Raw genomic sequence first — 21,043 nt, forward strand, 5'->3', positions numbered from 1 at the left:
CTTAAAAAACTGGTTACCATTCTTAATGGTTCCTGTAAGTCGTGCGATGCTATATATGCAAACTGTTCCAGCTCGGCATTTGAGCTGACCAGCTCGGCTGCTCTTTTGTTTAATTGTTCATTTAGTTCTGTCAGAATAATTTCATTTTGAATTCGTTTGGTAATGTCCTGCATGGCTCCAATTACCCGGTAAGGTATGCCTTTTGTATCTCTGATCACGAGGGCACAATCAACTACCGTGGCATAAGTTCCATCAAATTTTCTAAACCTGTAATCACCCTGCCAGTATTTTTTTTCCGGATCGTTTATTACATCATTTATACTTTGCACAACAGCTATTTTATCGTCTGGGTGTATAAAAGTTTCCCATGATTGAAGGCCCGGTTTTGGCTCCTTCATTTTATAACCAAACAATGTATTGAATCCTTCACCCCAGAAAATGGTATCATTTACCAGGTCACAATCCCATATAGCATCGGAAGTTGCTTTGGTGGCATACTCAAAGCGTTCAATACTTTTAATCAGGGCTTGTTGAGAATGTATAATTTCAGTGATGTCGTTTGATACCATCATTACTGCCTGCCGGTTGGCATAAAAAATAGAATGACCGGTGATGTCAACATTAATAACCGAAAAGCTTTTTTTAATATGCTGCCATTGCCCAAAATTGATAATTCCATAATTATGGATGTCTTTATTCATCTTGATTACTGCGGGCACTTGCTCAGTAATAAATAATTCTTTTATGCTCATATTTAAAAATTCATCGCTACTATAACCATAATGTGCAATGGCTGCATCATTCACTTCCATAATCTTCAGCGTTTTCAGATCGTAAATCCAGTTGGGCAGTGGATTACAGTTAAAGATCATCCGGTATTTTTCTTCTGAATCCTTTATAGTTTTTTCCGCTAGTTTTTGTAAAGTAATATCCAGGGAGGTACCTTCCAATGTAATTGGCTCGCCTTGTTTGTTACACAGTAAAGTTCCTTTTTGCAGTAATACTTTTATGGAACCATCTTTTAATACAATGCGGTGCTCAACATCATAGGAGCTTTTTCCTTCAATGGCTTCAGCAAAATGCCTGCTTACATCTTTTACATCGTCCGGATGAATAACCTCAATAATTTCTTGAAGCGAAATTGGCAAACCGGTTTTAGTAAGTCCGTGTATGCGGTACAATTCATCCGACCAAAAGGCGGTGTTTGTTTTAAGATCTACTTCCCAGTATCCCAGCTTTGCCATCTGTTGTGCTGTTTCAAGTTGTTTATTGATGGCAATCAGCTTGTCTTTTTGTAATTTATTTTCGGTAATGTTTCTGCTGAAGCAGGCAATACCGGTTATTTCTTCATCATTGTAAATTGGATTAAAACTTACTTCGAACCACACCGCAGCGGTTGAGTTGGGTTTACTGATGTTGATTTCTTTTTTTATTGTTTCACCCGATAGCGCACAGTAATACATTTCATGCCATATTAACAGCATTTCCTCAGAAAATGAATCTTTCATTAAAAGGTAATCACCGGACTTAATATTTATGTCTGTTTCTTTTTTTAAGTTTTTAACAAAAGCTTTATTCCCTGCAATTAATTTTAAATCTTTACTAACACTCCATATCGGGTCGTCAGTACTGTTGATGAGGGCTTCTTTATCTCTTCTTTCAAAATTTTTTAAACTGGCTGCTTTTCTTTGCTCGGTAACATCTCTTATAAATGAACAGAAAAATTCTTCTCCACTTCCTTTAATATTCAATATGGTTAATTCAATTGGAAATTCTTTTTGCTCTTTGGTAATGGCAGATAAGTTTAAAATGGTATTCAGTGCAGGGCCAATACCAGTTGCCAAATATTTGTCCATTCCCTGGTGATGTAACTTCCGGTAACGTTCGGGGATAATTATATTTGATAAACTTTTACCCATTACTTCCTTTTCTTTCCAGCCAAATATTTTTTCTGCCTGCGGGTTCCAAAAAGTAATATTTCCCTGTATATCCATACAAATAATTGCGTCCAGTGCTGCATTCATTATCAGCCTTCTTTTCTCTTCACTTTCCCGGAGGGTTTCTTCTGATTTTCTTTTTTCTGTTACATCATTCAATAAAGTCAATGCACATTTTTTGCCATTATAATTAATCAGCTTTACTGTGCTGTTCATATACATCAGTTCTCCATTCTTCTTTTTGTGTGTCCAGGTTCTTTCGCTAATACGATTGAAAGCTGCTTCATCCTTCAGCAGCTTGTTCATAATTAAAATTTCTGATGCCGGGCGGATGTCTTTCGTTTTAAGGGATAGAAACTCTTTTTTAGTGTAACCATATATTTTGAGTGCCGCAGGGTTTACCTCAATGAAGTGGTGCGTATTAAGATCAATAATAAATAAGGGTAAGGGATTATTATTAAACAGGTATTGGTATCGCTGTTCTGATAAGCCCAGTGCCCGTGCCTGGGCTTTTTTTTCTGTGGCATCCTTGGCAATGCAATACATTGTATTTTCATTTTTATCCCAACGGGCAGACCAGGAAAGGGTTACAATCCGTCCATCTTTTCTCACATACCTGTTTTCAAAATCATTGGTTTCAATGCTTCTTACAGCAATGTCTTTTTCCATTTCAAGTGTTTCTACTTTATCCTCCTCCACCACAAAATCAATAAATTTTTTGCCAATCATTTCTTCCGGCAGGTAACCCAATACTTTTTTACAGGCTTTATTAATCTGTATAAAATTGCCTGCTGCATCAATTTCACAAATCATATCTAGTGAGTAGTCAAGAATTCTTTGCCTGTCAGTAAGTGTTTTATTCAGTAAAGTCAATGCATTTTTTTCTTTGGTAATATCGTTGGCAATGCAATACACGCCTATGATTTTATTATTAACTACAATGGGTAAACTTATTAATAATGTATGCAACACATTTTCTTTTGCAGTAACAATCCGTATTTCATTTTCCTGCGATTTGCCAGCTTTGGTATTTTCAAAATATATTTTTACCTGAGCATGGTCTTCAGGAAATAAAAAAGAAGTATAGTGTGCTTTAATTAATTCTTCTTTTGTACATTCTGCTTTAACTGCAAAAATATGATTGGTATTGGTGATATTTCCATCCATATCCAGCGAAAAAACTGCTGCCGGATTTTGAAAAAATAGGGATTGATAGATTTCTTTACTTGTCTGCAGTTCCTGCTCCATTTTTTTACGATCGGTAATATCCTGTATTACAGCAGTTAAAACTTCTGGCTTACCCTGTGCGTTGTATTTGGTTGATCCGTACGCTATGATGACTCTTTCTTCTCCATCGGCCCTGATAATCCGTGTTTCAATTTGCTGCGATTCTATAGTGACCAGCCCATTTTGGAGCCATTGTATATAACCGGCTTTTTCATCGGGATGAAGAAATTGCAAAATGCCTTCGGCAGATGGTTTGATACAGCCTGGTTTCAAACCAATGATCCGGTAAAATTCATCTGACCAGATGCGTTTTCCAGTTTGAATATTTATTTCAGCACTTCCGATCCGGGCTAAATTTTTTGCATTATACAGCAGTTTTTCTGCTATTTTTTGATGCGTAATATCTTGTATCACGCCTGATAATTTCGAAGGTTTTGCTTCGCCGGAATATTCTACTTCTGCAGATGCCAGTATATTTTTCACTTCTCCACCAGCGGTGATAATCCTTGTTTCTATCTGGCTGAAAGTTAATCCTGCTGCCAGTTTTGACTGCAATGATTTTAAATATTCTTCTCTATCTTCCGGATGCAGATATTGAATAAAGTTATTCTTGCTGGGGGTAACAGTGCCGGGTTCAAGCCCTAAGAGTCTATAAAGCCCGTCTGACCAATGGCGTTTGTTATGGAAGAAGTCAATTTCAATACTACCGGCATGTGTTATGCTTTCTGCCCTGTTTAAAAGATTTTCTGTTTGAGCTATTTTTAGATCTTTTTCTGTTTGTTCTGTAATATATCTTTCAGTTATAACTGCCGCAATTACTTTGGCATTTTCTTTTGGTATTGTTTGGTTTGTTACTGGTAAAATATTTTGTATAGTAATTATCTGGTATTTTTTTCCGTCTGTATGCAGCAGCCCGGTGCCAGTTGCAGTGATACTCAGGCTGAGTCCATTTTTACAATTTCCATTCCATACACCGGTAAATTTTTTCTTGTTTTCCTGCAACGCATCAAGGCTTTCTTTTGTAAATATGCTTACTGCATTTTGATCAATAATTTCTTCTTTGGTATATCCGAACATTTTACAAAAGGGTTCATTTGCATCGGCAAAAAAACTGTTTTCATCAATTACACAAATAGGCGTATCAATAATATCAAACAAGGGGGTTAAAATATGTTTGTTGCTGAGGGGTAAAATTATTGAGGAATTTAAAGTAGTAGGTGCAGGTTGAATTTTTTTATAAATATTTTTGCCGGCAACAATTTCCTCCCGGATGTTTTGTTTTTCTGAAAAAACTACTTTCGTTTTACCGGACACTTTTTTCATTTTAATAAGTAAATTTTTAATGTTGGTAAACGGAAAGTACAAAGTCTACATTAAATCCGGTAGTAATATCAACAATAAAAACGACAATATTTTTAATTCAGATTGATTTAAAACAAATAACATCTTTGAGGTATTTTTTGCGTGTAGCCAAATTATTTTTATAATCAGTTGTTGTATAGATGCAGTTACGCATTGAATGCAATAATAGTAAACAGGTTAATAAACCGATATTGTACGGGTTAATCAACCTGTCTGTTTTTTTATTAGCTTTTATAATTAAAAAGTTTAATTAATAGGCCCTGGATTTGGATTTAAAACGGGATGCATCTACTTCAATTTATTTTTAAATAAATTTTTGTTTTATTGCATGCGCAAATATACCAGGTAACAAACACCTGCAAGGTAATATAGCAATGTATTGTCTGTAGTATTTTTTCTATACAATAATTTAGATAAAAAGATGTAGATGACAGTGTTGAATAATGCTGTAAACTGCCTGAAAGTAAACCGGTATTTTTACTAAGAAATATTTCTTTATTTATTAATATAAAGGTAATTTCGTACAGAACTAGAAAATTTTTTTGAGTCAAAAAAATTACCTGTACCAATGAAAAAATTTTTAATAGTTGACGATCACGATGTTGTACGCTCAGGTATCAAAGGATTATTGCTTGAGTTATTTAAACCTTCAGAAATTGCCGAGGCAAGAGATGGTGAATCAGCAACGGAGAATTTAAAGCACAATCAATACGATCTGATTATGATGGATATTCAGATGCCTAAAACAGATACGTTGGGGCTAATGGAATACATACATATTAAATATCCCGATGCTAAAGTGCTTGTATTTTCAATGAGCGCTGAAAGTATTTATGCCAAACGGTTTTTAAAAGCGGGGGCAAAAGGATTTTTATCAAAAGATGCTCCGTTGGAAGAAATTAAAAAAGCGATTAATCTTGTTTTAAACAACCGCAAATACATCAGCGATACACTTGCTGCCATACTTGCAGAAGAATCTATTTCTGATACGCCCAGCAATCCGTTCAACCAGCTTTCACCCAGGGAATTTGAAATTGTTTCCTTGCTTTTAACAGGACAGACCATTAGTGAAATTTCAAGATTATTAAATTTACAGGTTTCAACAATCGGCACACATAAAGCCAGGTTATTTGATAAACTTCGTGTATCTAATTTGTTGGAATTAAAAGAAATGGCTACCTCTTATAATTTGTAAAATATCTTTGATACTTCAGATAATTACTGATACGCGAAGTTGTTCAGTAAACATTTTTGTCGGTTTTATCTGTCCACGCCTCAAATATTTTTAGTGCCTCATTTCTGCCTAAACAAATGGCAGGTATTTTTCTGTCTGTAATTTCAAGTTTTATCTCTTCATATATCATAGAGTCATCAAACCCAATATTGGCGGCATCTTGCCGGTTGTTGGCATAATATACCACTTTGGGCCGAGCCCAATAAATGGCACCCAGGCACATGGGGCACGGTTCGCAACTGGTATAAATTTCACACCCGTCCAACTGATAACTGCCTAGATTTTTACAGGCATCCCTGATGGCCGTAATTTCTGCATGCGCAGTCGGGTCTTTGGTGCAAATCACTTTGTTATTTCCCCTGCCAATTATTACATCATCCTTCACTATTACGCAGCCAAAAGGGCCACCTTCATTGTTCATCATCCCATGCTGGGATAATGCAATTGCCTGCTGCATAAAATTTTCCTCTCTTGTCATAATAGTCTTAAATGGGTAAAGATAATATCCATTCGTACAACTTTTTTTAAAGAAAAAGTTAAACGGCAGTTTCAGGGAATTGTAAGCTGGTCAATTAACCAGGTATAAAAATTTAAAGTACATTTTTACCTGCACAATTCTTTAATAATGTTTTGATATTGAGGATACTTTGCTATTAATGATGCTGCATCCGCCATTTCAAAATCTGCAAAATCAAAACCGGGGGCAACCGTGCAGCCAACAAAACAAAAGCTGCTTCCGGGTAAAGGGCGGCTGGCGAACCAGCAATTGGCTGGCACGATATATTGAAACTGTTGCCCTTGAAAAATATCATTGCCCAGGTCAATGATATCCAGATGGCCGTTGGGTTGCAGCACATATACCCTCAAAGGATCGCCGGCATAAAAATGCCAGCACTCATCACTTTTTATCCGGTGAAAAGCAGAGAAATTTCCTTGCTCCAGCAAAAAGTAAATGGCTGTAGAAAAGGCTCTGTTGCTGCCAAATCTTTTCGGTAAAGCACTGGCTGGGATATATTCGTGGCATTTGTACGTTTCCTTAAACCAGCCACCTTCAGGATGTGGCTGAAGGTTATATTGCTGTATAAGTTGCGCTGCGTTAAGCATAGTTTTTAATAACAAGGCATGTTTTCTTTCTTACAAAAAAGTAAGTATGAATTTTCTGGATGCTATAGAATTACTGCAATAAAAATTGTTGCAGCACGTCAATTGTTTTATCAAGATCTGCATAAGATAATGCGTTGTTTAAAAACCAGCTTTCGTATGCAGAAGGCGGTAAATAAATTCCTTTGTTCAGCATAAAATGAAAGAGCTGGTTAAACCTGCCAATATCTGCCTTGGAGGCAGATTCAAAATCAGTAATATCATGATCACTAAAATGAATACTAATCATACTTCCAAAGCGGTTAATGCGGTAAGCAACTTTAGCTTGTATAAAAACTTTTTCGAAGCCATCGGCCAGGTATTTTGTTTTGGCATCCAGTTCTATATAAAACGCCGGGTTTGCTTTTAATTCATTTAATAAAGTATATCCTGCAATCATTGCAATAGGGTTTCCGCTTAAAGTGCCCGCCTGGTAAATGTTTCCGAGTGGGGCAATGTGTTGCATGATTTCTTTTTTGCCACCGAAAGCGCCTACAGGTAAACCAGCGCCCATCACTTTGCCATAGGTTACCAGGTCGGCATTGATATTTAACCTTGCCTGTGCACCGCCAGCCGACAGCCGGAAACCTGTCATTACTTCATCAAAAATAAAAATAATACTTTCTTCATCACATATTTTCCGAAGGCCTTCTAAAAAACCTGGTGCAGGAAGAACGCATCCCATATTACCCACGATGGGTTCAATAATAATGGCTGCAATTTCTCCTTTATATTGTTGTACCAATTGCTGTACCGCCGGCAAATCATTGTATGCGCAGGTTAGGGTATCATTACTAACGCCAGCCGTTACGCCCGGTACTGTTTGAATGGACAGGGTAGCCATTCCGCTGCCCGCCTTCACTAAAAAAGCATCCGCATGGCCATGATAACAGCCGTCAAATTTAATAAATTTATTTCTGCCTGTATAGCCCCGTGCCAAACGCAATGCACTCATACAGGCTTCTGTGCCGCTGCTTACCATGCGCACCAGGTCAATATTGGGTGCCATTGATTTTATCAGTTCAGCCATCTCAATTTCCAGTTCGGTCGGTGCGCCAAATGAGGTGGAGTAAATGGCTTTTTCCTGTATAGCTTTTATAACCGGTTCATATGCGTGTCCCAAAATCATGGGGCCCCAGGAAGCAATGTAATCAATGTACTGATTATCATCCGCATCATATAAATAAGCTCCTTTAGCACTTTTTATAAATACTGGTGTGCCGCCTACACTCTTAAAAGCCCGTACGGGCGAGTTTACACCGCCGGGTATAGATTGCTGTGCCCGCTCGAAAAGTTGTTTGCTATTTTGATACATACTTTTAAAATGATGTTTGATGCCGGTTATAGCATGCCAGGTTACCCTTACAATTGTTGATTGTTTATTTTATTGAATAGTAAAATAAACGGTAAAATTAATCACCCCAAATTTCATCTTTTCCTTCCAGCCATTTTTTTACCAGATCTGTAGTAACAGATTTTGGACGTTCGAGTGGAAAGCTCAGGGCTCTGTCCCAGCAAAGGCTTGCCAGTACACCCAGTGCCCGCGATACGCCAAACAAAACAGTATAAAATTCATATTCCACCATGCCGTAATGCACCAGTAATGCACCACTATGTGCATCAACATTTGGCCAGGGGTTTTTTACTTTACCCAGCGATTTTAACAATGGAGGTACCACTTCATAAATATTCCAAACGGTATTTACCAGTGGGTCATCGGGTAAATGTTTTTTACAGAATTCCATTAATGCAGTAAACCGGGGATCTGTTTTACGCAAAACGGCATGACCATAACCGGGTACAACTTTTCCTTCACTCAGTGTTTTCTTTACATATTCTTCAATCTGTATTTTTGAGGGGGTTTCCACGCCGAGATCTTCCCGCATATCATAAATCCATTTAATTACTTCCTGGTTGGCCAAACCGTGCAAAGGGCCTGCCAGCCCGTTCATACCCGCAGCAAAAGAAAGATAGGGATCACTTAATGCTGACCCTACCAGATGGGTAGTATGTGCTGAAACATTCCCCCCCTCATGATCTGCATGAATGGTCATGTACAGCCGCATCAGTTCTTTAAATTCTTCATTATCGTATCCCATCATGTGGGCAAAATTACCGGCCCAATCCAGCAGGCCATTTGGCTGTATGTGTTCGCCCCTTTTGTATTTTCTTCTATAAATATAAGCAGCCACTCTGGGCAAACGGGCCACCAAATCCATAGTATCATCAAAGGTAGCTTCCCAGTAATCTTTTTTATTCATTCCTGCAGCATAGCGTTTGGCAAAAGTGCTTTCTGTTTGTAAAGCCATAATGGCAACAACAAACTGAGTCATCGGGTGCGTACTTACGGGTAAAGCTTCAATGGTGGCAAATACGTGGTTGGGCACGTGACTGCGCCTTTGCCATAAAGCGGTGATGTGCTGTGCATCCTCTTCCGTTGGAAATTCATCCATTAACATTAAATGAAATAATCCTTCTGGTAACGGCTCGGCACCATTTTTCGATTTAGGTAATTTTTCTCTTAATTCAGGAATCGTATGTCCGCGAAAGCGAATACCTTCCTGGGCATCCAGTAAAGAAGTTTCAGATACAAGCCCAGTGATTCCACGCATTCCCTGGTAAATCTGGTTAAGCGTTACTTCTCCTATTTTTTTGTCACCATGTTCTTTTAACATAGCTTTAATTTCTACACTTGCCGTATCTGATTTTGTCTTAAAACTCTGTTTAATATCACCCATAAGTTATATTTTATACATTCAATATTGATGCTTTATTAAAATAGATAAAATTACAACGCTGCCAGATGCAAAACAAAAGTTTTTGCAGTAAACTTTTACAGATACCTTTTTGAAGCAGGCATAACTGGTATTTAAATTATATTTTAATATGGCAGAAAATGAAAAGAATTTATATTCCGGAGGCTATTATTATTTTATTAATTTAACCATTATTTATACTATCATTTAAGGTATGGTGCAAAAATATCGTTCAACTTTTTTAAGCTGGAAGGCTTAACTGGCAAGCATTTTGTTTTTTTTGTGAATTGTTTTTGAACAAATCCCTTTGCTAAATTTTCTCCTCCGGATTTTTTGCTGTATTTTTGACCGACCTCACGGATATCTTATCTTCATTTTTTTCCGCTGGTCATTTCGGAATTAAAAACTACCATTTTAGATATTGTTTTGTAAGTAATATGTTTACCTAATTATAACCCGGCATCGAAACAGATTGAACATATACTGGCAGGCATTTTTTGTTTCATCCATTAATAAAATGACAAACTCAAAACAGATAATTACATGAAAACGGCTAAATATATTTTTGTAACCGGAGGGGTTACCTCTTCTTTAGGTAAAGGTATTATAGCGGCTTCTCTTGCTAAATTATTACAGGCAAGAGGGTTGAAAGTTACCATCCAGAAATTTGATCCCTACATTAATGTAGATCCAGGAACATTAAACCCTTACGAACATGGTGAATGTTTTGTTACAGAAGATGGTGCAGAAACGGATCTGGATCTGGGGCACTACGAACGCTTTTTAAATATCCATACAAGCCAGGCCAATAATGTTACCACCGGGCGTATTTACCAAACCGTTATTAACCAGGAAAGAGAAGGTGCTTATCTTGGTAAAACAGTGCAGGTGGTTCCACATATTACGGATGAAATAAAACGCCGCATGTTGTTGTTAGGAAATACGGGAGAATATGATATCGTTATAACAGAGATTGGCGGTACCGTAGGTGATATCGAAAGTTTACCTTTTGTTGAAGCAGTACGGCAGCTGCAATGGCAGATGGAAGAAGAAGACTGCCTGGTAGTGCATCTTACATTAATTCCTTATTTAAAGGCTGCTAAAGAATTAAAAACAAAACCTACGCAGCACAGTGTAAAACTAATGAGTGAAAACGGGGTGCATCCGGATATTATTGTTTGCAGAACCGAGCGTTCATTAAACATGGAATTGAGAAAAAAAATTGCCTTGTTTTGTAATGTAAAAACAGAAGCGGTTATTGAAGCGATGGATGCCAATTCTATTTATGAAGTGCCTTTGAAAATGTTGCATGAAGGCCTGGACATAATTGTATTAAAAAAACTGCACATCAACGGATACTCAGCTCCTGAACTAAGTAAATGGAAAGGTTTCCTGGATAAGCTGAAATATCCATCCGGAAAAATTAATATAGGTTTGATTGGAAAATATATTGAGCTGCAGGATGCCTATAAATCTATTTTAGAATCTTTTGTTCATGCGGGCGCCATAAACGAATGCAAGGTGAACATTGTGAATGTACACAGCGAAACAATTACAGAGGATAATGTGCAGGAAAAATTGGGCGGTCTGGATGGTTTGTTGGTAGCCCCTGGTTTTGGTATGAGGGGCATTGAAGGCAAAATCGTTTCGGTAAAATTTGCAAGAGAAAACAATTTGCCGTTTTTTGGCATTTGCCTGGGAATGCAAATGGCGGCTATTGAGTTTGCAAGAAATGTACTGGATTTAAAAGATGCCAATAGTACTGAAATGAAGGCTGACACCACGAATCCGGTAATTGATTTGATGGAAGGCCAAAAGAAAGTGACTGCAAAGGGTGGTACTATGCGGTTAGGCGCTTATCCATGCGAAATAAAGGAAGATACGCTTGCTTATAAAATTTATGGTCAGTCAACTATCAGCGAACGGCACCGCCACCGCTGGGAATTTAACAATGCCTACCTGGAACAATTTGAAAATGCAGGTATGATTGCCAGTGGAAAAAACCCCGGTACGGGCCTGGTAGAAATTATTGAGTTAAAAGATCATCCTTTTTTTATTGGTGTACAATATCACCCGGAACTAAAAAGTACGGTAGAAAATCCTCAGCCAATTTTTGTAAACTTTATTAAGGCTGCAAAAGAATTTTCGGATAGAAAAACTGCCGTAAAAAATGCTGTATTGCAAAGCGAGCTGATATAAAAAATCTCTGATCGCTGATTTTTAAATAGCTTTCATTTTTTTATAATTGTTAGCTGTTAAATATAAAAATCTGTCATCAAGCCAGAAGAAAATCAGACATTACCGCTATATTATTAGTAATAATATTTCTGGAGTAATGAAACAAAATTTTGTATACTGAAAGAAACCTGACATCAAATCAGTGTTCCTGCCGGGTTAAAACTTCTTTCTTCATCGTTTCCCACAGGCTGTTAAAAGTTTGATTTTTTTCCTGCTTCCATTGTTGACTGAAACCCGTTATTTTCTGGTTGCGCTCTTCTTTAGTAAGATCGAAAAAAGCTGAGATAGCTTCTTTGTCATTTTGATGCGCCAATGAATTGTACAATTCTTTTAGCTCTTTTTCTTTACTGATATTGCTGCTCACCATTTCTTTTTCCATTGCTTCTCTTTGCATGGCTCTTTCATCGTAGGTGCCGGAGGGTAAAATCGTTTTTGCAATCACAGGCATCAGTTCTATCAATAATAAAATAATGACTAATAAATAATACCTGAACTGCAAGGCAGGATTGGTTTTTATCAGATTATTGAGTGCTTCAATCTGTGTTAAAAAACCATCGTTGAAGTAATTAGTAAAATCAGCTTCTTCTTTTTTAATGGTATCATCCATTGTTTTTAATGCTGTTTCAATGGTTGTAATTTTTGGCTGCTCAATATTGACCAACTGTTGATATTCGCCATCTAATTTTTGATATTCGTTTCTTTTGGCAATGGCAATATCCTTAATGCCCACTTTACCAGTACCGCCGCTCCCATCGGTTTCTGATAAAAAATTTTGCCTGGCTTTGGCAACATCTGCATATTTTATTTGAAGTTCTTTTTGAAGGCTTTCTTTTTCTGATAACAAGGTTGTCTGCTTATTTTTATACAGGTCGGTGAGTTCCTGGCTTTTTAGTTGTTTCTTTTTTTCATTGTCTAAAGATGTTTGCAGCCTGATCTCTTTATTAAATATATACAACAATGCAGGCTGCGCCATGAAAGTACCGATGGTAAGGGCAAGTAAGCTTCTGAAAACCAAAGGCAGCAATTTGCTTTTTGAAAATTTATTGATGCCTTTTATTAACGCCCGGTCGATGGTTAAAATAATAAATCCCATAAAAAAACCAAGTAGTACGGCCAGCCAGCCGGACGTGGCAACTGTACTAAAAAAATACGTCCAGGCCAGGGTGGCAAAAGCCCAGGTAGTTAATACCGTCATGCCGATTATTTTATGGCGGTTGCGGTCAACCACCGCATCAGCCAGTAGTTCTTTTTCTGCGGTAGAAAGCCACCATAAAAATTCTGTAAATCTGCCGGGAGCATAAGTTTCCCTTTGGGTAAGGGCAATAGTTTTTTCCATCATGATTTCAATGATATTAAATGATTACAAAATAGAATCAATAGTGCGGTGAAGTATGTTGAGAATTGAAGTGGATGTAAAATACAACTTGATAATAACTATTAACGTTAACCATGCTTATTTATTTGGGTAATAAAAAATACATTAACACTTCCTTAAAAACCAATGTTAAACTCAGTATTTGTAAAACAGTCTATTCGCTTATCTTTGACCTCTTTATAAAAAAGTATTGTATATAAATCTAATAAAATGAATAAACTAATTACATCGGTGACACTTTTACTATTGAGTATCGTTACCATTTATGCTCAACCAAAAGGATTGGGGAACAACGATCCCGATGCAAAAAAAGTGCTGGATGCCGTAAGTGCAAAATTTAAAACCTTTAAAGGGGTACAGGCAAAATTTGCTTTAAATATTGAAAATGGTGCTGGTAAAAATTTAGGAACTAAAACCGGCATTGTTTATATGAAAGGCAACAAATACCGCGTAACCATTACAGGCCAGGAAATTTTTTGTGATGGCAGTACTATTTCAACGTATGATAAAAGCACCAATGAGGTAACCATTACCAAAGTAGATCCTGCTGCCAACAGCCTTACTCCTCAAAAAATATTTACCAATTTTTATGATAAAGATTATTTGTATAAACTGAATGGGGAAAAAACAGTAGCTGGTAAAAAGATACAGGAAATTGAGTTAACACCCATTGACAAAAGCAAGCCATTTTTTAAGGTACTTGTATTTGTAGATAAGGGATCACAAACCATCAGCAGTACAAAAGTGTTTGAAAAAACGGGCAATAAATATACCTATTCCGTAACCAATATGAATACAGCAACATCAGTAAATGATACGCAATTTTTATTTGATGCAAAGAAATTTCCCGGTGTAGAAGTAATTGATTTAAGGTAAATATATTTTCAATTTTATAAATGCAAAGCAGCAGTTAATAACGCTGCTTTTTTGTTGAAAGTATCAATAAGTATGGCCGCCAGGTTATTTTCTTTGGATCAATCCCTACTGAGCTTTTCTATATTTCTTCTTTATTAGATATTGAGCCTCCCCAACGGAAGGTATTAATGGTTAGTCCGGCAATATCAAGTACCCTGTCAACAACTGTTGCAGCCACTTCTTCAATGGTGGCAGGTTTGCTGTAAAACGACGGGGTAGCGGGGCAAATAATTCCACCAGCCAATGTGATCGTTTCCATATTACGAATATGGATAAGATTGTAAGGAGTATCTCTCACCACACAAATCAATTTCCTTCTTTCTTTAAGAACAACATCTGCTGCTCTGCTGATAAGATCGTTGCTGATGCCACCGGCAATTCTACCCAATGTACCCATGCTGCAGGGAACAATAATCATGATATTATACTGGCCCGAACCGGAAGCAAATGGCGCCATAAAATCCTGCGAACCATACATTTTTACAGGATAATTTTTATAATGGTCGTTATCCATTTCTGTTTTCCATACTTCTTTGGCATTTTCTGTTAAAACAACCGAAAGATCGGCCCATTGATCTTTTATGTTCAGCAATTTGTCTAATAAAACTTTTGAATATACAGATCCGCTTGCTCCGGTAATGGCTACAACAATTTTATTCATTGATTGAACGTTAGGTGATGGTGTAAGCTACTAAACAATTATTGTATGCAAAAGGTTACCCTTTTTTTAATTATCATGGTGTTGTTTTTTGTAAGCATTTCTTTTATGCCTTTACAGAAGGAAAAAGTACAGTGGCTTACAATAGCACAATTAAACGAAGCGTATAGCAAAAACCCTAAACCAATTTTGGTAGATGTGTATACAAGCTGGTGTGGCTGGTGCAAGGTAATGGACAAAGAAACTTACAGCAATGAAAAAGTTGCAGCTTATATCAATGAACATTATTATGCCGTAAAATTAGATGCAGAACAAAAAGATTCGTTGCAATGGAATGGAAAAAAATACGGCTATAATAAATTAAATAAGGTGAACGGGCTGGCGGTTTATTTGTGCTATGGACAATTGAGTTTTCCAACCACGGTGTTTGTTGCTGACATAAATGCCCAGCCAGTGCCTCTTTCAGGATATTTAAAAGTAAAAGAAATAGAATCTCCTTTAAAGTATTTTGGCGAAAACGCTTATAAAAAACAAAATTTCCCCGAATTCAATAAGGCGCTTAATAAAAGCTGGTAAAAAAATTATACGATATTTAATATTTGTTTTCGATTATTAATGATTCCGAAACAATCAGGCTTCCTTAAGGAGGCCAGTTTGTTTTTAAGGATGTTTTACTTACCTATTTTACAGCTTAATTTCCCGGCATTAGCCACTGTTATTGTATTTATACAAAACACACTAATTATATTGTGGCTTCTAAATTGTAATTTCCGCTCTTAAATATTTTAATGGCAGCAGCTCCTATACTTCAACGCAGGCTCGGACTTTTTCAATCTACCGTACTCAACATGATCGATATGGTTGGTATTGGTCCCTTTGTAACCTTACCGATTGTCATGGGGCTAATGGGCGGCATGTTTTTATACGCCTGGATAGCAGGAGCCCTGCTGTCGCTGGTTGATGCCATGATATGGAGTGAGCTGGGAGCAGCTTATCCATTGGCAGGAGGTAGTTATAATTTTTTAAAAGAAGCGTATGGCAAAAATGGTATGGGCCGCCTGATGAGTTTTTTATATGTGTGGCAAACTGTTATACAGGCCCCGCTGGTGGCGGCTTCTGCAGCCATAGGTTTTTCGCAGTACCTGGGATATTTGATTCATTTGCAAGACTGGCAGGCCAAGGCAGTGTCGGGTGCCGTTATCATTTTTATCACGTTTTTACTGTACAGAAAAATTGACAGTATTGGTAAAATTGGAGTGTTGTTATGGACGGGTGTATTGCTTACCCTTGGCTGGATCATCATTGGTGGTATTGCGCATGGTAATTTTTTACAGCCTTTAAAAAATATAAATACTGATTTCAGCTGGGGGCAGCTGGTGTCTTTTGTATTTGGACAGGCTTGCGTAAAAACTGTGTACAGTTATCTTGGTTATTACAATGTCTGTCATTTGGGTGGCGAGATAAAAGATCCTGGAAAAAATATTCCACGCAGCATGTTCATTTCTGTAATTGGTATTGCTGTTTTATACCTGGCAATGAACATGAGTGTAGGCAGTGTAATACCCTGGCAGGAAATAAAGTACTGGCAGGATAACGGCCTGAATAATTTTGTGGTGAGTACATTTTTAGAAAGACTGTATGGGCCAACGGCAGCAAAGGTGGGCACCATTATGATTTTGTGGGTAGCACTGGCATCTTTATTTGCGGTAATGTTAGGGTATTCAAGAGTACCTTATGCCGCCGCGGTTGACGGAGCTTTTTTTAAAGTGTTTGGCAAATTACATCCAACAAAAAATTTCCCCTATGTGTCATTATTAGTGTTGGCAGCACTGGCATTTATATTTAGTTTATCTTTTAAAATGAAACACATTATTGATGGCATACTGGCAATGCGTATTATGGTGCAGTTTATTGGCCAGGCAGCCGGCGTGGTACTGTTACGAAAAAGAAATGGAACGGAAAACCTGCCTTTCAAAATGCCTTTATATCCTTTGCCGGTGGTGCTGGCAATTGCCATGTGGCTTTTTATTTTTTATGCAACAGGCTTCACGATTATACTTTCTTTTTTACTGGTTTTTGGCAGTGGATTGGTTGTCTATTTTTTGATGGCAAAAATAAAAAAACAGTGGCCTTTTGTATCCTGATTGTAAAACCTGCTTTTGCCTAACTATGCCACCGGGGTTTAGATAGTTGCATAAAAAAAGGGCCGCTAAAAAATTAGCAGCCCAATACCTTTTATTAACAAAGATCAATATGTTCTATTAGATCAATTTAACGTTAACGGCATTTAAACCTTTTTTACCTTCCTGCAGATCAAATTCTACATGGTCGCCTTCTTTAATGTCGTTGATTAATCCGCTAACATGTACGAAAGTTTCTTTGTTAGAATCATCATGCTTGATAAAACCGAATCCTTTTTCAGAATTGAAAAACTTAACGGTGCCTAGTGTTTTGTCCATTTTTTAAAATTGTATTGTATAAATTTAAGTCGCAAATATACCTTTTTATTTTAAAACAGTACACAAATACTACAATTTGTATGTTTACAACTGTAACTGAAGCTATTTCACTTTAAAATAATCTACCATTTCATCAAACGCAGCTTCTCCGCCGGCGATATCCTTAATAATTTTACCTTTTTCCATCAGCAAAACCCGGCTGCTTACTTCCGAAACATGGTTAATATCATGGCTGCTTACAACAACGCACATCTGTTTATGGGCTGCCATTTCCTTTATCATATCCACCAATCTTAACTGGGTGGTAGGGTCAAGGTTGGCAAAGGGTTCATCCAATATTAATAATTCGGGATTGGTAAGCAGTGCTGCAACAATACCAATTTTAAACTGGTTGCCCTTGCTAAAATCACGGATATACTTTCCTTTACCCAAAACCGCCTCATCAAAAAATACCTGATAGGATTGTAGGAAATCATCCACATCTGCTTTGGATAATTGATTGAGTTTGCCCACAAAATAAAAATATTCTTCGGGCGTAAGGTAATCAATCAAAAAACCTTCATCAATATAAGCTGCGGTATAACTTTTCCATTCTTCGGTGGTAGTTACCGGAATTCCTTTTGATAATATCTCACCCTTGTTTGCTCTGATGAGGTCAAGCAATAATCTGAAAAAAGTAGTTTTGCCGGCACCATTGTTTCCTACCAAACCAATTACTTCGCCCGCATGAATTTCCAATTCTTCAACGTCAACAGCAATCACTCCCTTGTATGATTTTTGCAAATTTTTTATAACAATCATGTATACTTTTTTTTGTGAATAAAATAAAAACAGGTGCAGTAATTGCAACTGTTAACTGCAAAGATTACCGCTCTCTAAAACCTTCCAGTATTTTATGTTTACGAATATTGAATTGCCCTGCCAGCCAGTGTATGATCATTTTATTGAGTGCCAAACCTATAATTCCTACTGCGGAGATACTTATAATGGCAGCCCAAAAACCAGCATATTTATTTAATAAAAAAAATACTCCCACTGGCCCAAATGCAATAATTAACATTTGCAGCCATTGTATGGCGCCAACTCCCTGAAAATTCATACTGGCTGATTTGCTGAGATTAAGGTATTTATAATTGTAGGTAGCGGCATAAATGGTTAAAAAACTATTAATACCAATACTGTATAAAAAAGCAGCTAACTGAATAGGTATAATCTGCCATCCCATAAATCCATAAAAACTGGCTATTAAAAATTGTAAAGAACTTACCGTTACAAATAAATAAAACTTGGTTTTTATGTATTGCTTTATATTGATATTGTAACTCATCATGCCATCAAAATGACTGCTTTGCCAGGCAAATAAAAACTGTCCGTAATTGCTAATAAATAATCCGGTAATAAATAAAGCAAAAAGAAACAACATAGTGTAGTTGCCTGTTTGCAAATATCTGGGATAGAATAAAAAACCGTATAATAAAAATACACCCGATAAAATAATCAATGATTTTGGACGTTTATTTCTAAAGATCAGCTTTAGATCCAGTGCCATCATTTCTCCCATATCGCCATATTTATCTAAAAAAGAATAGTTCCTGCTTACTTTTAATTTGCGTTCACTTACCAGTTCTTCAATGTATAAATGGCTTCTTAAATACCGGTTGCTAAGCAGGAAAACAAAAATTGCCAATGCTACAGGAATAATACACAAGCCGGGGTGATGGAGTAAGCCGGTAAACAGGTTGGCGGACGTTTTTTCAAAAGAGAAAATTTTGAAATAATCGAATCCTTTTAACAAAAGGATAATAACAATAATAGAAAAGAACCATCCACTGCTGCTTACTGATTTGCGTTTAATGTACATGTTTAAAAAATGGTTGTTAATGACCAAAGCAAACATTGATAGTAAAAAACAACCGGTTGCAAATGCACCGTAAACAGGTAAAATAATTACTACAGAAAATGGGATAAAAATAAACAGTGGCAAAATATTTATAACATGCACCAATGAACGTACGTTTAAAAAACGTAGCATACTGCTGCGTTTAATGTTTTGCGCCAGGTAAGGCTGAATGCTGATCGAAGGCAGTTCCTGTAACTGAAACCTAACCAATAGCCCCAGGAGGAAATAGTAAATAATGTAAGAACAAAATAAAGATATGGGCTCTTTATCCGGTATTGATTCCTGTACCAGGTAAGGTAATAAAATACCCAGGCCAGCAATGTCTATAAATATCAGCAAATAAAAAATACCTAAAACAATCTGTAGCACCAGGCTTTTATTGGCATTGCGGGCCCGCCAGAAACTATGCCATTGATGCGCAAGAAATATTGATAATGTCATTTTAAAGGGAGGAATATTTTGGTAAATGTAGAAATATAAAATCATCTTACCTTACAAAGTAATCAGGCTAGACGTTTAAATTAAGAGCACTATGAAACATTCGTTTGCTTAATTCCAAAAGGATGAAATAATTTTAGGAAAATAGTTGAAGCTATTTTTTTGCATCCCAAATGGATGAAATGTTATTCATTTGGGATTTTGTTGCCTTAAAAACTGTCTCCCTATAATCTTACCCGCCCTTTAGTATGCAAAAAATCAGATGCGTTTGCCTGGTAATAGAATTTAGTTTCGCAATGCTTATTTATCTTTTATGTTGAAGTGATGGATGATAAACAGGTAATTAATTTTCTTTGCAGATGTGAAGCGCAAAAATTTTGCATTGGTTGTACACCATCGGTTAGACGCAAAGAGTTTAGAATGAAATCAGTTTAGTTATTGTGCGGTTATTGCGTTACATATTATGTTTTAATACTTACCGAAATACGCCTGAAAAAGCCTACATTTGCAAAAATTTTAATTATGATAAACGAAGTAATTGCAAAATTTATTGAAGGGGGGCATCTCGCAAAAAACGCCGTTAAGATTGAATTTAAGAAAAGAAATACCATCCTGGGTATTTTCGTTCAGTCTCCGGATTACGAAGATCTGAAATCAAAAAACTTCTGGCGCATTGTTTCTGAAACTAATATTAAAGAATGGAAAGAATCGCATGATAACAGATTAGCCAAGATATTCAGCGGTGCAGAATTTAACCGCATTACGTTACCAAAGCAGGTAGCAGCAGTATAATTAACTGCTTCCCCTGATTTGAATTTTATTCCAGGTGTTTTTTATTCAAAGCAATTTACCTGAGCGAAATATTATTAATAAAAAAGTGCAACTATACAAGTAGCACTTTTTTTAATTCAACTACTTTATCGTTTAAAAAATATAAGCCAATCTAAATCCTATAGTTCCAACGGTACCAATTTTATTGCCGCCCGAATACCCGTCATATTTAAAAGTAGCATCAATAGACTTGTAATTTTTCGTTTTAAATTCATAACCTATCTGAGGCGAATAAGCAAATGCAGTTCCAGAAGCATCCGTATTTGGATTGATAATATTAAGACCTGGAGTTGTATTATTCAAAAATCCAACTCCTAACTGAAATGAACCATAAAATCCTCCAGTTAAAAAATATTTTGCACCCACTCTAAGTGGTATAATCGTAGCTACTTTGTAATTTGTATTTGATCCGGAAGATTTACCCTTATATGCCGTTACACCGAAGGTAGCTGTACCGTATAAATGTTCCTGCAAAGAAACTTCCCCCTGAACAGAACCTCCAATTCCTATAGAGTGGGTATTGGAAAAAGAACCCGTTGCAAATCCTAATTCCGGACCTGCATTAAATCTAAA

At 36.7% G+C, this 21,043-nt stretch carries 17 protein-coding genes; 6 read left to right on the forward strand and 11 right to left on the reverse strand.

All coding sequences use genetic code 11. The annotated features are described in order from the left end of the window. The coding region (locus tag H7254_RS02195; protein ID WP_301931431.1) for a PAS domain S-box protein at nt 1-4,487 on the reverse strand (4,487 nt) is incomplete at its 3' end. Between the two features lie 607 nt (nt 4,488-5,094). Here H7254_RS02195 and H7254_RS02200 point away from each other — a divergent pair. Further along, nucleotides 5,095-5,721 carry a response regulator transcription factor gene (locus H7254_RS02200; protein WP_301922572.1) on the forward strand — a complete coding sequence of 209 codons (627 nt, stop codon included), beginning with the start codon at nt 5,095-5,097 and terminating at the stop codon, nt 5,719-5,721. Between the two features lie 43 nt (nt 5,722-5,764). Here H7254_RS02200 and H7254_RS02205 read toward each other — a convergent pair whose 3' ends face one another. The 4 genes from H7254_RS02205 to H7254_RS02220 form a co-directional block, all read right to left on the reverse strand. Beyond that, complete coding sequence (locus H7254_RS02205) at nt 5,765-6,238, reverse strand: nucleoside deaminase (protein WP_301931432.1); 474 nt, start codon at nt 6,236-6,238, stop codon at nt 5,765-5,767. 125 nt (nt 6,239-6,363) lie between these two features. Further along, nucleotides 6,364-6,864 (reverse strand): cupin domain-containing protein, encoded by a 501-nt coding sequence (locus tag H7254_RS02210; protein ID WP_301931433.1) that lies wholly within the window; start codon nt 6,862-6,864, stop codon nt 6,364-6,366. 70 nt (nt 6,865-6,934) lie between these two features. Continuing rightward, nucleotides 6,935-8,215 carry a glutamate-1-semialdehyde 2,1-aminomutase gene (gene hemL, locus H7254_RS02215; protein ID WP_301931434.1) on the reverse strand — a complete coding sequence of 427 codons (1,281 nt, stop codon included), beginning with the start codon at nt 8,213-8,215 and terminating at the stop codon, nt 6,935-6,937. 97 nt (nt 8,216-8,312) lie between these two features. After that, complete coding sequence (locus tag H7254_RS02220) at nt 8,313-9,638, reverse strand: citrate (Si)-synthase, eukaryotic (RefSeq protein WP_301922576.1); 1,326 nt, start codon at nt 9,636-9,638, stop codon at nt 8,313-8,315. Nucleotides 9,639-10,199: 561 nt separating this feature from the next. On the opposite strand from H7254_RS02220, the gene H7254_RS02225 reads away from it, so the two are divergent. Next, a complete protein-coding gene (locus tag H7254_RS02225) occupies nt 10,200-11,855 on the forward strand; it encodes a CTP synthase (protein WP_301922577.1) in 1,656 nt (551 codons plus the stop codon). A 178-nt stretch (nt 11,856-12,033) separates the two neighbouring features. Here the strand turns inward: H7254_RS02225 and H7254_RS02230 are convergent, their stop codons facing one another. Beyond that, complete coding sequence (locus H7254_RS02230; protein ID WP_301931435.1) at nt 12,034-13,233, reverse strand: DUF4407 domain-containing protein; 1,200 nt, start codon at nt 13,231-13,233, stop codon at nt 12,034-12,036. A 246-nt stretch (nt 13,234-13,479) separates the two neighbouring features. On the opposite strand from H7254_RS02230, the gene H7254_RS02235 reads away from it, so the two are divergent. Continuing rightward, on the forward strand, nt 13,480-14,145 hold the full coding sequence (locus tag H7254_RS02235; RefSeq protein ID WP_301931436.1) for an outer membrane lipoprotein carrier protein LolA: 666 nt from the start codon (nt 13,480-13,482) through the stop codon (nt 14,143-14,145). 118 nt (nt 14,146-14,263) lie between these two features. On the opposite strand, the gene H7254_RS02240 is transcribed toward H7254_RS02235, so the two are convergent. Beyond that, nucleotides 14,264-14,845 (reverse strand): UbiX family flavin prenyltransferase, encoded by a 582-nt coding sequence (locus H7254_RS02240; protein ID WP_301931437.1) that lies wholly within the window; start codon nt 14,843-14,845, stop codon nt 14,264-14,266. A 45-nt stretch (nt 14,846-14,890) separates the two neighbouring features. Between H7254_RS02240 and H7254_RS02245 the strand changes: the two genes are divergently transcribed. Together H7254_RS02245 and H7254_RS02250 are read left to right on the forward strand one after the other, a co-directional pair. Beyond that, nucleotides 14,891-15,418, forward strand: a complete 528-nt coding sequence (locus tag H7254_RS02245) for a DUF255 domain-containing protein (protein ID WP_301931438.1) — start codon at nt 14,891-14,893, stop codon at nt 15,416-15,418. A 212-nt stretch (nt 15,419-15,630) separates the two neighbouring features. Beyond that, nucleotides 15,631-16,986, forward strand: coding sequence for an APC family permease (locus H7254_RS02250; protein WP_301931439.1), 1,356 nt, complete (start codon nt 15,631-15,633; stop codon nt 16,984-16,986). A gap of 117 nt (nt 16,987-17,103) precedes the next feature. On the opposite strand, the gene H7254_RS02255 is transcribed toward H7254_RS02250, so the two are convergent. The 3 genes from H7254_RS02255 to H7254_RS02265 form a co-directional block, all read right to left on the reverse strand. Beyond that, nucleotides 17,104-17,301 (reverse strand): cold-shock protein, encoded by a 198-nt coding sequence (locus H7254_RS02255; protein ID WP_290335824.1) that lies wholly within the window; start codon nt 17,299-17,301, stop codon nt 17,104-17,106. Nucleotides 17,302-17,403: 102 nt separating this feature from the next. After that, nucleotides 17,404-18,102, reverse strand: coding sequence for an ABC transporter ATP-binding protein (locus H7254_RS02260; protein ID WP_301931440.1), 699 nt, complete (start codon nt 18,100-18,102; stop codon nt 17,404-17,406). A gap of 64 nt (nt 18,103-18,166) precedes the next feature. Next, a complete protein-coding gene (locus H7254_RS02265; protein ID WP_301931441.1) occupies nt 18,167-19,642 on the reverse strand; it encodes a DUF5687 family protein in 1,476 nt (491 codons plus the stop codon). 519 nt (nt 19,643-20,161) lie between these two features. Between H7254_RS02265 and H7254_RS02270 the strand changes: the two genes are divergently transcribed. After that, entirely contained in the window at nt 20,162-20,431 is a 270-nt protein-coding gene (locus H7254_RS02270; RefSeq protein WP_301922585.1) for a short-chain dehydrogenase, read from the forward strand. Between the two features lie 132 nt (nt 20,432-20,563). Here the strand turns inward: H7254_RS02270 and H7254_RS02275 are convergent. Further along, on the reverse strand, nt 20,564-21,043 hold a 480-nt coding region (locus tag H7254_RS02275), incomplete at its 5' end, for a hypothetical protein (RefSeq protein ID WP_301931442.1).

It is taken from the genome of Ferruginibacter sp. (genome assembly GCF_014377975.1).
GTDB lineage: Bacteria > Bacteroidota > Bacteroidia > Chitinophagales > Chitinophagaceae > Ferruginibacter.